Source organism: Draconibacterium sp., assembly GCF_041583095.1.
Lineage (GTDB): Bacteria > Bacteroidota > Bacteroidia > Bacteroidales > Prolixibacteraceae > Draconibacterium.
The window spans coordinates 12,820-27,166 of the sequence record NZ_JBFHGM010000039.1; the positions used below are offsets into that span (position 1 = coordinate 12,820).

The 14,347-nt window shown below is 41.3% G+C and carries 13 protein-coding genes; 2 read left to right on the plus strand and 11 right to left on the minus strand.

The annotated features are described in order from the left end of the window. Positions 1-9: 9 nt before the first annotated feature. The 11 genes from ABZB17_RS05820 to ABZB17_RS05870 form a co-directional block, all read right to left on the minus strand. Positions 10-447: a hypothetical protein gene (locus tag ABZB17_RS05820; protein WP_372648527.1), complete on the minus strand. Its 438-nt coding sequence runs from the start codon at positions 445-447 to the stop codon at positions 10-12. Between the two features lie 84 nt (positions 448-531). Further along, complete coding sequence (locus ABZB17_RS05825) at positions 532-852, minus strand: DUF302 domain-containing protein (protein ID WP_372648548.1); 321 nt, start codon at positions 850-852, stop codon at positions 532-534. Positions 853-1,126: 274 nt separating this feature from the next. Then, positions 1,127-1,501, minus strand: coding sequence for a heavy-metal-associated domain-containing protein (locus tag ABZB17_RS05830; RefSeq protein WP_372648528.1), 375 nt, complete (start codon positions 1,499-1,501; stop codon positions 1,127-1,129). A 27-nt stretch (positions 1,502-1,528) separates the two neighbouring features. Beyond that, positions 1,529-3,358 (minus strand): efflux RND transporter periplasmic adaptor subunit, encoded by a 1,830-nt coding sequence (locus ABZB17_RS05835; RefSeq protein ID WP_372648530.1) that lies wholly within the window; start codon positions 3,356-3,358, stop codon positions 1,529-1,531. 96 nt (positions 3,359-3,454) lie between these two features. Then, positions 3,455-4,807 (minus strand): TolC family protein, encoded by a 1,353-nt coding sequence (locus ABZB17_RS05840; protein WP_372648532.1) that lies wholly within the window; start codon positions 4,805-4,807, stop codon positions 3,455-3,457. Next, on the minus strand, positions 4,804-8,667 hold the full coding sequence (locus tag ABZB17_RS05845) for an efflux RND transporter permease subunit (protein WP_372648534.1): 3,864 nt from the start codon (positions 8,665-8,667) through the stop codon (positions 4,804-4,806). Before ABZB17_RS05845 ends, ABZB17_RS05840 begins: the two co-directional genes overlap by 4 nt. Before the next feature lie 79 nt (positions 8,668-8,746). After that, the gene (locus tag ABZB17_RS05850) at positions 8,747-9,118 is read right to left on the minus strand and encodes a hypothetical protein (RefSeq protein WP_372648536.1); all 372 of its coding nucleotides are present in this window, start codon (positions 9,116-9,118) and stop codon (positions 8,747-8,749) included. 93 nt (positions 9,119-9,211) lie between these two features. Then, positions 9,212-10,471 (minus strand): permease, encoded by a 1,260-nt coding sequence (locus tag ABZB17_RS05855; protein WP_372648538.1) that lies wholly within the window; start codon positions 10,469-10,471, stop codon positions 9,212-9,214. Positions 10,472-10,686: 215 nt separating this feature from the next. Then, the gene (locus tag ABZB17_RS05860; protein ID WP_372648540.1) at positions 10,687-11,256 is read right to left on the minus strand and encodes a helix-turn-helix domain-containing protein; all 570 of its coding nucleotides are present in this window, start codon (positions 11,254-11,256) and stop codon (positions 10,687-10,689) included. A 134-nt stretch (positions 11,257-11,390) separates the two neighbouring features. Then, positions 11,391-11,876 carry a 6,7-dimethyl-8-ribityllumazine synthase gene (gene ribH / locus ABZB17_RS05865; protein ID WP_303918520.1) on the minus strand — a complete coding sequence of 162 codons (486 nt, stop codon included), beginning with the start codon at positions 11,874-11,876 and terminating at the stop codon, positions 11,391-11,393. Positions 11,877-11,973: 97 nt separating this feature from the next. After that, positions 11,974-12,660 carry a tol-pal system YbgF family protein gene (locus tag ABZB17_RS05870; protein ID WP_372648542.1) on the minus strand — a complete coding sequence of 229 codons (687 nt, stop codon included), beginning with the start codon at positions 12,658-12,660 and terminating at the stop codon, positions 11,974-11,976. A gap of 181 nt (positions 12,661-12,841) precedes the next feature. Here ABZB17_RS05870 and ABZB17_RS05875 point away from each other — a divergent pair, with 181 nt between their 5' ends. Both ABZB17_RS05875 and ABZB17_RS05880 read left to right on the plus strand, forming a co-directional pair. After that, a complete protein-coding gene (locus tag ABZB17_RS05875; protein WP_372648544.1) occupies positions 12,842-13,948 on the plus strand; it encodes a DNA replication/repair protein RecF in 1,107 nt (368 codons plus the stop codon). Further along, entirely contained in the window at positions 13,945-14,235 is a 291-nt protein-coding gene (locus ABZB17_RS05880; RefSeq protein WP_372648546.1) for a DUF721 domain-containing protein, read from the plus strand. Before ABZB17_RS05875 ends, ABZB17_RS05880 begins: the two co-directional genes overlap by 4 nt. Positions 14,236-14,347: the final 112 nt, after the last annotated feature.

Below are 14,347 nucleotides of genomic sequence, written 5' to 3' on the forward strand. Positions count from 1 at the left end.
GTGGGAAAATTAAACTAAGGGAGGAGCACGAAGCCCTGTTGTGGAAGTGTAAATATTTGCGGGTAGGGGAATGGTTCCTTCAATGTGGTAGTGCCAGTTGCTTTCTTTAATATCCCAACCGATATTGAACAAACCGGTAATCAGAAACGAGCTGTAGGAGTCGTGCAGTGTGGTGATAATCAATGGCTGGTCGGCCCTGATTTGTTTCCCCGGAAGCACCAGCAGGTTATGAAGAACACAGTCGGTTGATTCACTTTCTGAATGATCGTGTGTACAACTTGCCGTTTGAGCAGCACTTTCATGATGGTGATGAATACACTTACAATCGGATGTTTCGATTACTGCCTCGCCATTGTGCAAATGATGGGGAATAAAAGCATGCGACAGGATAATTGCTCCTGCAATAATCAGTAAAAAACTTCCGATATGGTTTATAGTTTTTTTCAAGCTTTAATCGTTCAGTACTTATCCTACCAATGCAAAAATAATAAAAAGTTGCAGAAAGGGGGCTTTTGTCTCATTTTTGCAAAACTACAATTGCCTGATTACATGTGTTAGTTTATCTTTTATCTCGTGAGCAATTGGTTCGATGGCGGCGTTTTTAACAGCCATCATCGAGGCAACTGGGTCGATAGCGGAGACATTGATTTTGGTGGAATGTGATGATTCCTGCACTACAACGTTACAGGGTAGCATCAACCCGATATGATCTTCAGCTTTAAGTGCTTCAAATGCTTTTGGTGGATTGCAGGCACCAAGTATTTTGTATTTTTTGAAATCAACATCCAGTTTCTCTTTTAACTTTTCGTGAATATCAATTTCTGATAATACTCCAACTCCCTCTTTTTTCAGTTCTTCTTTTACTTTTCTACTGCTGAATCAAAGTCAGTTTCAATGGTTGTTTCAATATAATACGTCATAATAATATATTTTAAAGTGTGTTACACTATACGCTGATAAAACCATGCCATTTCTGAGCGGTTTGGCTAGCGTATGGTTTACGAGGCATATGGTAAAATAGTTGACATTTGTTTGTAGAAAATTTTCGACAAGCTGTGAATTCAGACCACAAAAAAAGGGTTTCACATACGCATGAAACCCTTTCTTATTTAAGATCAATTATAAATTAATGTTTATGTCCCTCGTGGCCTTCCTCAGTTTTAGCTTCTGAAGTGCGGTCGTATTTGCAGCAGCCAGGAAGTTTGTCGTAAACTTCATCTTTTGCTTTGTGCATTTCTGTATCGTGACCAACAGCAGCAACGGCCATGTGAACTTTGTGGATGTTGGTTTTTGTATCGTCGAAAGTAACTTCAAGCATTTTGGTTTTTTTGTCCCAATCTGCTTTCGATACGCCGTCAACAGCTTTAACCGCTTTTTCTATGCGGCTTTCGCACATACCACAGTTTCCGTAAACTTTAATTTTTTCCGTTTTATTTCCTGCCAAAACGGTAAATGCGCCCATCATTAAAATGGCTACTAAACTTAAAACTTTTGTTTTCATCTTGTTAATTTTTTATTGGTGAATAAATTAATTTTCCCGGTATAAACAGCACTCCGGCAATGCTTCATAAACAGTGTCGGGTGCTTTGTATTTTTCAGTATCATGACCAACCGCTGCAATTACTTTCTGAACTTCGTCAGACGATGTTTTTGATGCATCAAAGTTCAGGTGCAGGGTTTCGGTTTCACTATCCCAATTGGCTGACTCTACTCCCGCAACTGATGAGCTGGCTGCTTCAATCCTATCTTTGCACATTCCACAGTTTCCACGAACTTTTATCATTACATGTTCTGCTTTGGCAGTTTCTTTTTTCGCTGAATTCTGGTATTCAAAACGGTCGTAAAGACAACACTCCGGCAACTCTTCGTAAACAGCAGCCGGAGCTTTCTCCTGTTCGGTGTCGTGACCTGCTTGTGCAATGGCATGATGAACTTTATCAAGAGAAAGTCCGTCATTGTAATTTAAGTGCAGGCCATTTGTTTCTGCATCCCATTGGGCCGAAACAACTCCAGCAACGGATAATGCAGCTTCTTCTATACGGTCTTTGCACATTTCGCAGTTCCCTCCAACTTTAAACATAGCATGTTCTGCCTGTTCACTTGCGGCATTTTTAAGACTCATCATACTTGGTTTGCCGGCCAACTGCGCTGCCGCATCAATACTGAATGTGCCGTTAACAGCAATTTCTTCTCCCTGCTGTATGCCGCCTTGCACAATGTAACTTTCGCCAAGGGCAGGGCCCAAATCTACCTCACGCATATTAAAATATACGCCCTGTTCGGATTGCGATTTTATATACACCACCGAACGTTCACCCGTCCACATCACTGCTGTTTTTGGAACGATAAGTGCATCGGTTTGTGGCAATTTTGCCTCTACTTTTCCTGATACGAACATTTCAGGTTTCAGTTTTAAGCCTTTGTTGGATTGAACAACGCGCGCTTTGGCAACTCTTGTTTTCGGATTGATAACCGGATCGAGGTAATCGATTGTTCCTTCAAAAGTCTCTCCCGGCAGCGATTCAATTGTATAGCTTACCTTGTCGCCTTTTTTTATCCACGGCAAATCGGATTCATACACATCAAAAAGCACCCAGATTTTTGAAAGATCGGCGATTTCGTATATCGCCTGGCCTCTGCGTACATAATCGCCGGTATTCACCATTTTTTGGGTTACATAACCCGAAACTTCTGCCTTTACTTCAAATGTTTGTTGTGCTGTTCCGGATGCTAAAATCTGGTTGATCTGCTCGTCAGTCAGCTTCCAGTTTTTTAGTTTTGCTTTGGCTGCCTCGAAAAGCTGGGGTTGCGAACCTTTAATCTTTTGCGCTTCAAACAACTCTTCCTGTGCGGTTACCAAATCGGGTGAGTAAACCGAGGCGATCACCTGTCCTTTTTTTACGTAGTCGCCGGTAAAATTCACCAGCAAATCCTCAATTCTGCCCGGAATATGCGACGATTGTGTAAAGATTAACCGTTCATCTTCCTGAACCTTTCCATTAAGCCTTACCACTTTAAGTGGCTCTGACGAACCCACAACAGTTGTTCGGACATTGGCCAGTTGCATTGCTGTGGCCGACATAGTTATTGCATTTGGATCAATTTCACTGTTTTGTTCTTCTTCCAGCGGTATTAAATCCATGCCGCAAATAGGGCAGTCGCCAGGTTCAGGCTGACGAATTTGCGGGTGCATGGAGCAGGTCCAGGTTGTTTCACCTGCAACTTCCTCTGCGCTGTGTTCGTGTTGATGTTCATCGGTAACTTTCGTCGCTGATCCACCAAATATCAACCAACCCAGCAACAAGCCAATTGCCAGCGTTGACAGTACTGTGATTATTGTTTTTCTATTCGTATTCATCTCATTATTATTTTTTATTTCTTCGGTATTCGATGGAACTCACCATAATCAGAATCATTTTTTCAATAAAATGTATTTCTATGGTTCGTTTCATCGTTAATATGTTTTTGCCGTGATGTAATTTAGTTTTGCCAAAGCGGTTTGGTATTGCGTTTCTGCCATGGCTTTCATTTTTTCGTATTTAAGCAGTTGTTGCTGCATGCGTAGTACCTCTTCAAAATCTTTACCCGAATTTCCGTAAGCACTAAACAGGAGGTTCAGCGTTTGTCCGGTTTCAAGGATCTGCGCCTCATACAAATCGATTAAATCTTTTTGTTGCTGAATTTGAAACCAAATGGATTCATATCCCGAGGTAAGCGAATTGATGGTTTCTTCCTTTTGAAAGGAATATTTTTCCTGCATCAGTTGCGCTTCTTTTTCAGCTGCTTTATACTTTTTTCTGAAAATTGGAATACTAACCGAAACCATAGGCATGAATATGTTCTTGCCATTGTCTTCCACTTCTATATCGGTGCGTTTTCCGACAATTGCATAATCCAAACCAACACCCACTTTTGGAAGTCCTTGTCTTTGTGCTGCCAACTCACTCTTTTCGCTTGCCTGCTGTTTCAGATCGATTGCGTCAAGCATTGGATTGTTGATGAGCAACGAATCTCTCCTGAAATTTTCAGGCACTACTTCCATAGTCAGCGTATCCTGTACAATTACCGCTTCGTTCACGTCTCTGTTGAGCAGGTTGTTGAATGTTACCAGCAACGGCTTTTCCTTTTTATTCAGAATGCCAAGATTGGTCTGTGCATCTTTCAGCATAATTTCAACCCGCAATACATTGGTCATTGGCGAAACTCCGTTTTTAAATTTCGAGTTGGCAATGGTTTTATACGATTGCAGAATTTCGATATTTCTCTGTTCAATTGCTTTTAACCGGCCCAACTCAATCAATGGATAATATGCTTCTGAAACGCTGTAATAAAGTCGGTTGCGTGCATCGAGAAATACCTGGTATTTTGCATCGGCCATCAACGAAGCAGCATCAGACTGGGCTTCCAAAGTTCCAAACCACGGGAACATTTGGCTCAACGAGAATTTTGCCCGTTGCGGGCCAACACGCGTTTCTACCGGCGATATAAAATAGCCGAAAGAAAAGGTTGGATCGGGCAATGAACTCACCTGCGGTACTTTTTGCAGCGCAGCCTCAAAATCCTTGTATTTCGCTTGCAATCCCGGATTATTTTCGGCAGCTATTTCAAAGTAGCTCTCCAGTGTTTGCGCAACTTGATTCCCGTTACTCACCCCTTTAACTCCCCTCAAGGGGAGAATTTTTTCTGCGGCCTGGCTTTCCCCTTTAGGGGATAGGGGTAGCGCGGATGCAGAAATTTGATTTGTTTGCGCCTGTGTAGCGTTGATCACTGAAATGAGTACGATTATAATTGTTATTATTTTGCTCATGACTGAATCTTTTTAAGTTTACGTTCCTCGCGGTAGCTATACAATACCGGAACAATAAAATAGGTAACGGCAGCAAAAATCATCCCTCCAAATGCCGGGATGGCCATCGGAATCATTATGTCGGCCCCACGGCCGGTTGAAGTTAAGATCGGCAGCAGGGCTATGATTGTTGTTGCCGATGTCATCACCGCAGGCTTAATTCTGCGTTGTCCGGCTTCTACCACTGCGGCACGAATTCCTTTCCGGTTGTCGGTTTTGTTTCTGGCAAAACTCTGATCAAGATAGGTTGCCATTAGCACGCCATCGTCGGTTGCAATACCAAACAGCGCAATAAATCCTACCCAAACCGCCACACTCAGATTTATGGTACCCATTTGGAAAAGTTCACGAATGTTGGTTCCAAAAACGGTAAAATCGACAAACCAGTTTTGGCCGTATAGCCAAAGCATCATAAAACCACCACTAAATGCCATGGCAATTCCGGAGAATACCATCAGCGATGTGCTTACCGATTTAAACTGGAAATAAAGAATCAGAAATACGATAGCCAATACCAGCGGAACGACAATTGAAAGCCGTTTTTCGGCTCGTACCTGGTTTTCGTAACTTCCTGAAAACTTATAACTAACGCCTGCAGGAACTTGAAGATCTCCGGCATCAATTCGTTCCTGAATGACTTTTCGGGCATCTTCAACTACAGTAACTTCCGAGAATCCGTCGTTTTTATCAAACAGAACATAACCCACCAAAAAAGTTTCCTCACTTTTTATGGCTTGCGGACCTCGTTGGTATTTTATATGTACCAGCTGGCTCAGCGGAATTTGCGCGCCGGTTGGTGTTTGCATCAATATTTTTCCGAGCGATTCAGGGTCGTCGCGTAATTCACGCGGATAACGTACTCTAACCGGGAAACGTTCGCGTCCTTCTACCGTGGAAGTAATTTTCATTCCGCCAACAGCCGTTTCAATGGTCTGTTGTAAATCTTCCACGTTCAATCCGTAACGTGAGATTTTATCCCGGTCAATGTCGAACAACAAGTATGGTTTTCCAACGATTCGGTCGGCAAAAACAGCCTGAGCTTTAACCGAAGGAACCGTTTTCAATATGTCTTCCAGTTGCAGACCAAATTCTTCTATGGTTGTTAAATCCGGTCCGTACACTTTAATTCCCATCGGTGCGCGCATACCGGTTTGTAACATCACCAGCCTTGTTTCGATGGGTTGCAGTTTTGGTGCCGAAGTAACGCCTGGAATTTTGGAAACATTTACAATCTCATCCCAAATATCGTTGGGCGATTTGATTTTCTCCCTCCAGTTACGGAAATAGTCTCCGTTTTTATCAGGAATGAGATCTTCCCTCGTAATTCCTTGTTGCAAGGCATCTTCATTACTAAGTTTTTCTCCGTTTGTCAAAACAAAAAGATCATCTTTATCCACCTGAAACCGCATGCGGTGCCCTTTTTCGTTGAGAATATACTCCGGTTTATAGTTAATTACATTTTCATACATCGAAATTGGTGCCGGATCCAGTGCAGATTCCACGCGCCCAAGTTTTCCTACAGTTAATTCCACTTCAGGAATATTGGAAATCAGCATGTCCAGCTGGCCCAAAACCTCACGGTTATAAGCAACACCCGAGTGTGGCATTGAAGTCGGCATCAGCAAGAAGCTTCCTTCATCCAGCGACGGCATAAATTCTTTGCCAATTCCCGGAAATCCATGTGCCAGTGTAGACCAAACTTCAGTTGCGCGAATGTTCCATCCAACTTTATCAAATCCGCGGGCTACAAATCCAAAAAGAGTATTGAAGCCCATCCAGGCTGTTATTCCCACAATAATCAAAAAGGTAGGGATAGAAAGAAACGCTGCTTTGTGATCGAGGCACCAGGTTAATATTTTTTTGTAGAAATATTCAAGCAATGCAAATGCGCCCAGAATCATGATAAGAAGAAAGGCTACAAAAACCACATTCATTACCAGGCTTTTTGTTGGCCCCAGCGGAAGCCAGTATTTTGCCAATAACCAGGTAACGCCGATAAGTACAATGAAGATTTCCAGATATTCCAACAAGAAACTGAAGACTTTCTGCAAGCGAGTCTTCCAACTATGACTACCAGTTTCCAGATTTCTGTCTTCTGTCTTCCGACTTCTAACTTCCTTCAGTGTACCTGCCAAACCAAATGTAAGGATCATCATTCCTCCCCAGATTTGTCCAAAAACCAGCAGAATTATACCAATCGGAATTAAGATGATATTTACCCACTTCCGGATAGCTTTGCTGTTAATGCGAACGCCGAAAAACCAGTGGGCAAGCGCGGGCATTATAAACAGCGAAACAATCAGTGCCGCAATCAGTGCAAACGTTTTGGTAAAGGCAAGCGGAATAAATAGTTTTCCTTCTGCAGCCTGCATGGTAAATACCGGTATAAAACTCACAATTGTTGTTGAAACTGCGGTTAAAATTGCAGAACTAACTTCTGCCGAACCGTTATAAATTGTTGTAATCAGTTTTTGTTCCGGAGGTGCTTCTTTCGTGTGTTTTATAATATTCTCCGAAAGAATTACCCCCAGATCGACCATGGTTCCAATGGCGATAGCAATTCCTGAAAGCGCCACAATATTGGCATCCACGCCAAAGTAGCGCATGGCAATAAACACCATTAAAACAGAGATTGGCAGTAAGCTTGATATCAAGAGCGAAGCCCTCAGGTTATAAACCATGATGATAACCACAAGGATAACGATCAGCACTTCCAGAGAGAGGGCTTCTTCCAGCGTTCCCAATGTTTCGTAGATCAATCCCGAACGATCATAAAACGGCACAATGGTAAGCTGACTTTCTACTCCGTTGGGTAAAACCTTTGATGGCAACCCTGGTGCTATATCGGCAATTTTTGCTTTTACATTGTTAATGACTTGCAGCGGGTTGGCTCCGTAACGGGCAACCACAACACCTCCTACAACTTCGGCGCCGTCTTTGTCAAGCGCACCACGACGGGTAGAAGGACCGAGGCTAACAACTGCAATATCTTTTACATGAACAGGTACATTGTCCTGAACCGCAACCACGGCTTTTTCAATGTCGCCAACACTTTTTACGTAACCCAATCCGCGAACCAGGTATTCTGCCTGGTTGATTTCGATGGTTTTAGCACCCACATCGCGGTTCGATTTCTGAACGGCCTGCATTACTTTATGCAGCGGAATGTTGTAGGCTTTCAACGCATCGGGATTCACATCGATCTGGTATTCCTGCACAAAGCCGCCAATAGATGCAACTTCAGAAACCCCTTCAGCAGCATTCAACGAATACTTGACGAAAAAATCCTGTACCGTACGGATTTCGTGTAAATCCCATCCTCCGGTAGGATTTCCGTTTTTGTCACGACCTTCAATGGTGTACCAATACACTTGCCCAAGTGCTGTGGCATCAGGACCAAGAGCAGGCTGAACACCATCAGGCAAAAGGCCCGACGGCAATGAATTTAACTTCTCGAGAATTCGCGAGCGTGACCAATAGAATTCTATATCTTCATCAAAAATGATGTAGATACTTGAGAATCCGAAAATGGATGAACTGCGAATGGATTTTACTCCCGGAATACCCAGTAAATAAGTCGTTAACGGATAAGAAATCTGATCCTCAATATCCTGAGGCGATCGCCCCATCCATTGAGTAAATACGATTTGCTGGTTTTCTCCAATGTCAGGAATGGCGTCAACCGGAACCGGATCTTTTGGCAGAACTCCTGTATCCCATCCAAACGGTGAGGTGATGATTCCCCAACTTACCAAAAGGATTAGTACCAGTATTGTAACCAGCTTATTTTCAAGGAAAAATTTTATGATTTTATTTAGCATACCTTTTTAGCTATGAAATTAATACAATAGAAAATCGGGACCATGAGTAGTCATGATCAGATGATTTATCATAATAATTTCATAAAAGGTACAATTGCTCTTCAGCAAGTAATTCCAGCACGGTTGGCGGAGGTGGATCGTTTGTTAATTCGAATTCTTCAGTTAATTCGTTTGGAAATAAAATGTCAGGATCCAGAAGCGCCTGATTCAAGACATCAATTTCAGCAAGTAACGGAATTGTAGAAATTACCGGTGCCGAAAAATCTTCTTTTACCTGGTAGAAATGATTGTCGTTGGTACAGCAACCACCGTCGTCGCAGCATGAATCTGCATTTGCGAAAACAGAAACATCAACCAATGAGCTGTGGCAATAATGTTTGCTCACAGCCATTCCCATTGTTGTGACCAACAATAGGGATGCTAAAATAATATGGCTGAGTTTTCTTATCATTTATAATTTTAATCTCACTAAATAAACGTTCTACAAAACTAAAGGTTTAAATTAAATTGCCAACCGTTTAACAAAACGTTAACCTGTTTTTGTTTATACTGCTTTGTAGCCAATCGATTCAACCGTTTCTTTTACTTTCTCCAAGTCGATATCATTACCTTCCAGAGTAACTGATTTGTCGACCAGGTTTACCACTGCATTGTCAACAAACGCCAGTTTATTGAGGTTGTTTTCTACATTCGCTTTGCAATGATTGCAAGTCATTCCTTCCACTTTAATCGTTTTTGTTTGCATCATAGTATAATTTACTTGTGTTTCTGATTGTTTTTTTGGAGTCCTATATCGCTGGATGTAACCATTTATCATCAATCCCAGCAGTAAAACTCCCGAAGCAATTTGCCACCAATTCAGGTGAGTTCCGTGGTCGTGTCCCAAATGTTGTTGGGTAATTTCTGTAAACCACTGCACAGGCAACAGATAATCAATGATTAGGCCAGATCCCAGGGCACCAATTATAATAGTTCCGAGATAGGTGAACAGACTCTTTTTTCCGAGTACTTTTCCAATCATGGTAATTGTAGCAACGTTGGTAGCCGGTCCGGCCATAAGCAAAACAAACGCTGCTCCAGGGCTAACTCCTTTTAGAATAAGTATAGCTGCCAGCGGAATCGATCCGGTTGCACAAATATACAAGGGAACTGATACTGCCAGAATCAGCAACATTTGCAGTATTGGCGACAGGTTCAACAGTTCAAAGAAATCGTTTGGTATCAAGGCTGAAATAATCGCGGCCAGAACCAGACCAATGATCAGCCATTTTGATATATCCTGAATAAACTCCACAAAACCGTAGCGAAAAACGTCCTTAATTTTCTGTCCAAGTGTTTTTGGTTTTGAAACCGTATCTGAAGTTTGCTGTAGTACCGATTCTTTTTTTGTAATTACGCTTGTTATTAAACCTCCTGAAATTCCGGTAATCAAGGCGGCAATCGGACGAATAATGGCAAATGGTAATCCCATAAGCGAAAACGTTGCCAAAATAGAATCGACACCGGTTTGTGGTGTCGAAATCAGAAATGAAACAGTACCACCTTTTGATGCACCGTTTTTATACAAAGCCGCTCCGGTAGGAATTACCCCGCACGAACACAATGGCAGCGGAATTCCTAATAATGAGGAAAAAACAGAGGAGCGAAATGGTGAACCATTAAAATACTTGTCTATTTTTTCGCGTGGAATAAACGCATACAATAGTCCTGCAAAGAAAAATCCAAGTAAAAGATAGGGAGCCATTTCTCCTAAAATGGTGGCGAAATCGCCTAAAAACTTTAGTATATATTGTCCTGCTTGCATTCTATAAAATATTACAATACAAAGTAAAGCAATAGAAGGATGGACTTTGTTACACGATTTTGGAAATGATTTATAAGATTTTGGTGTTTCACGCAGTTATCGCTGATTTTCCCTTCATCCATTTGAGTGAAGGTTTGTTATGTGCAAATCTGCGCCATCTGGTGAGATGGTAATTATCCGGAGAAAAAGAGAGGAAAAAAAAGTTTCGTGTTTTGCTAAACCTCGTCAAGCGGTTTACGTTTGTTTTCCTTAAGTTTTTTAAAATGCGAAGGTGTTAGTCCGGTTACCTTTTTAAACTGGTTCGAAAGGTGTTGTACGCTACTGTAGCCCAGTTGATAGGATATTTCATTCAGGGTAAGCTCGCCGTAAACGAGCAACTCTTTCACTTTTTCAATTTTTTGATTGATGATGTATTTCTCAATCGTGATTCCTTCAACCGAAGAAAACAACTTACTCAAATACGAGTAATCGTGACCAACTTCTCCGGCAATCACCTCCGAGAAGTTAACCGGTTCCTTTTCATCGGTTGAGTAATGCGTTTTTTCAATGATAATGGTTTTTATGCGGTCGATCAGCTGGCTTTTTTTATCATCCATCAACTCAAAACCATTTTCGTTTAGTACCGAGCGCACTTCCTTGGTTTGGTCTTTATCGAGATTTTCGGAGATACCAACTTTCCCCAGTTCGATGGTTTCGATCTGAATGTCGAGCTTTTCAAGTTCCTCTTTCACCACTTTTATGCAGCGGTTGCAAACCATATTTTTTATGTGCAGAACCTGTTTCATGTCGTAATTTATATTTGCTCAAACAAAGGGAAGGGATTAGAACCCTTTCAATCCCTATGGCTGCAATCGGGATAAGTTCGACCTGATAATTTCAGTTCTTAGTTAGTTGACGGATTCTGAAATTAGCGACTCACTTATTTAAACGATTGTTGCAGCGCTACCATTTTTATGGCAGTAATGGCCGCTTCGTCGCCTTTGTTGCCCAGTTTGCCTCCGGCGCGGTCAAGCGCTTGTTGTTCGTTGTTGGTAGTTAGAACACCAAAAATAAAAGGTTTGTTGTATTTCAGGTTTAAATCTTTTGTGCCTTGTGTTACGCCTTCGCAAATGTAGTCGAAGTGGCGGGTATCGCCCTGAATAACGCAGCCCAGCAAAATTACCGCATCAACGTTATCCAGTTCGGCAAAATACTGACCGCCCAGCGGAAGCTCAAAAGTTCCGGGAACATATTTTACTGAAATGTTTTCATCGGTGGCACCGTGTTTTTTTAAAGTGTCAACAGCGCCGTTGGCCAGTGCCGATGTAATTTCCCAGTTCCACTCGGCTACTACCACGCCAAAACGCATGTTTTCTGCCGATGGTACCGAATTAATATCGTATGCTGATAAATCTTTTGTTGCCATAATTCTGTCTTTTTGTATTGCTGATAAAGCAAAAGTAATGTTTATACAAACAAAAAACCCCTCCGAAGAGGGGTTTAACTATCGTTTGAATTCTTTTTTAATTCAATTTTGTTTTGATGCGGGCAATGTAACGGTCGGCATTTGTACCTTCCGAACTCTGCGGATATTCTGCTTTAATATCTTCGTACAAGGCCAGTGCATCTTCCAGCTTGTTTGTTGATTCAAGTAGGTTAGCTGCTTTCATCATATAAACCGGAGTTGTTAATTCGTTATTGCTTACTGAATAAGCTTTTTTGTATTGTTTTAATGCATTATCTGTCTCACCCAATTCAAGGTAAGCATCGCCTTTTGCACCTTCGGCAACCGGAGCCAGCAATAAATCATCGGTTTTAAAATCATTTAAATAATCCAGTGCAGTTTCGTACTCACCAAGGTGCAGGTACGAAATACCCGTGTAGTATTTTGCACGGTTAGCCGATTTTGTAATACCGTAATCATCAATAATATCAAGGAATCCCAGGTAGTTACCGTCGCCGTTGATAGCCAGGTTAAACGAATCTTTTTCGAAGTAATTCTCGGCCATAAACATTTGCGATACGGCTTCGTCTTCTTTTGGTTGTACATAAAACTTGTTAAACCCAAGGTAAGCGGCAACAACGATAATAATTCCACCAACCACATAGCTGATGATCTTCGAATTATCTTCAACAAATTGTTCCGTTTTTGTTAGCGCACTTTCAAGTTCCTGTAAATTATCGGCTTGTTCTACATTCTTCTTTGCCATTTGTCTCTTTTTCAAAATTGTGCCGCAAAAATAGCTTTTTTTTCAAAACAGCTAAACCAATGCATCTATTATTTTCCAGAATAATCAACATAACATTGTTATTAAGTGCTTTTTGTCAACATTTCAGAAATGTGCAGGCTTTTTATTTAGTTTTGTACGAACGAAAACAAAGTAATAGATAATGCATATTGAAGAGATTTCAATTGTAAATTTTAAAAATATTCTGGAGGTGAAGGCTGAATTTTCGCCCAAACTGATTTGTTTTATTGGTAAGAACGGCGCCGGGAAAACCAACATGCTCGATGCCATTTATTACCTGTCGTTTTGCAAAAGTTTTTTTAATGCTACCGATCAGCTGAATATCAATCACGAAGAGAACTTTTTTATGCTGAACGGGAATTACAGCCGGATGAATTCGAAAGAAACCATCAATTGTGGTTTGCAAAAAGGGCAGAAAAAGCAGTTTAAACGCAATGCAAAGGTTTATAAAAAACTGCAGGAACATATTGGACTGCTGCCTTTGGTGATGATCACGCCGTCGGATGTAAACCTGATTTTGGGAGGAAGCGACGAGCGCCGCAAATTTATGGACGGTGTAATTTCGCAATACAACCAAACATACCTCGACGATCTGTTAAAATACAACAGGGCTTTGATGCAGCGAAATAATTTGCTGAAACAATTTGCCAGTGATCGTTATTTCGACGGAGAACTGCTGGGTATCTGGGACGATCAGCTGGTGGAATACGGAACACGGATTCATGAAGAACGAACACGTTTTGTAGAAAAGCTGATTCCGGTTTTTCAAAGATACTACAATTATATATCGGGAGGAAACGAAGTTGTAGAGTTGGTACATCAGTCGGATTTGTATGATACCGATCTGGAAACGCTGCTAAAAGTTTCGTTGCAAAAAGACCGGGTAGTGCAACACACGACTGTGGGTATTCATAAAGACGATTTGCAACTTAAAATTGGCGACTACCTGATAAAAAAACTGGGATCGCAGGGACAGAAAAAAACCTACCTGGTAGCACTGAAACTGGCACAATTCGAGTTCATAAAAGAGATTTCAGGCATAAATCCAATCCTTTTGCTGGATGATATTTTTGATAAGCTGGATCAGCATCGGGTGGAGCAAATAGTTACTGCTGTAGCAGGCGAACAGTTTGGACAGATATTTCTGACAGATACCAATCGCGAACATCTCGACACAATTATTAAAAAGATGGATGCCGATTATCGCATTTTTAAAGTAGAAAACGGAAAAGTAGAACTGGCAAAATGAGACGAAGTAATACACAATCGTTAAGCGAGGTTTTAAAACAGTATATCGAGGAAAACCGCATCGAGCGGAAATTAAAAGAAGTGGATATAGTTCAGAACTGGGAAAACCTGCTTGGAAAAACCATAGCACGCTACACCCGAAATATTTATATCCAAAACCGGATTTTATATGTAGAGATAACTTCTTCAGTGGTAAAGAATGAACTGTTTTTAATGCGCGAAGAAATTTGTAGGCGTATTAACGAGAATGCAGGAGATGAGATGATTACCCGAATCGTTTTCAAGTAAGTTATTGATTCTGGATATTAGATACTGGATTCTAGATCCTCAAAAACTAAATAAAAATGAACATAGACGAATTAAACGAAAAATTTGGCGTTGAAGGCGAAGTGGGCTTTAT

Bases quoted from the DNA above. Each gene is read 5' to 3' on its own strand.
- ABZB17_RS05830 (WP_372648528.1), bottom strand. From the start codon at position 1,501: ATGAAAACAAAAGTTTTAAGTTTAGTAGCCATTTTAATGATGGGCGCA.
- ABZB17_RS05835 (WP_372648530.1), bottom strand. From the start codon at position 3,358: ATGAATACGAATAGAAAAACAATAATCACAGTACTGTCAACGCTGGCA.
- ABZB17_RS05840 (WP_372648532.1), bottom strand. From the start codon at position 4,807: ATGAGCAAAATAATAACAATTATAATCGTACTCATTTCAGTGATCAAC.
- ABZB17_RS05845 (WP_372648534.1), bottom strand. From the start codon at position 8,667: ATGCTAAATAAAATCATAAAATTTTTCCTTGAAAATAAGCTGGTTACA.
- ABZB17_RS05850 (WP_372648536.1), bottom strand. From the start codon at position 9,118: ATGATAAGAAAACTCAGCCATATTATTTTAGCATCCCTATTGTTGGTC.
- ABZB17_RS05855 (WP_372648538.1), bottom strand. From the start codon at position 10,471: ATGCAAGCAGGACAATATATACTAAAGTTTTTAGGCGATTTCGCCACC.
- ABZB17_RS05860 (WP_372648540.1), bottom strand. From the start codon at position 11,256: ATGAAACAGGTTCTGCACATAAAAAATATGGTTTGCAACCGCTGCATA.
- ribH (WP_303918520.1), bottom strand. From the start codon at position 11,876: ATGGCAACAAAAGATTTATCAGCATACGATATTAATTCGGTACCATCG.
- ABZB17_RS05870 (WP_372648542.1), bottom strand. From the start codon at position 12,660: ATGGCAAAGAAGAATGTAGAACAAGCCGATAATTTACAGGAACTTGAA.
- ABZB17_RS05875 (WP_372648544.1), top strand. From the start codon at position 12,842: ATGCATATTGAAGAGATTTCAATTGTAAATTTTAAAAATATTCTGGAG.
- ABZB17_RS05880 (WP_372648546.1), top strand. From the start codon at position 13,945: ATGAGACGAAGTAATACACAATCGTTAAGCGAGGTTTTAAAACAGTAT.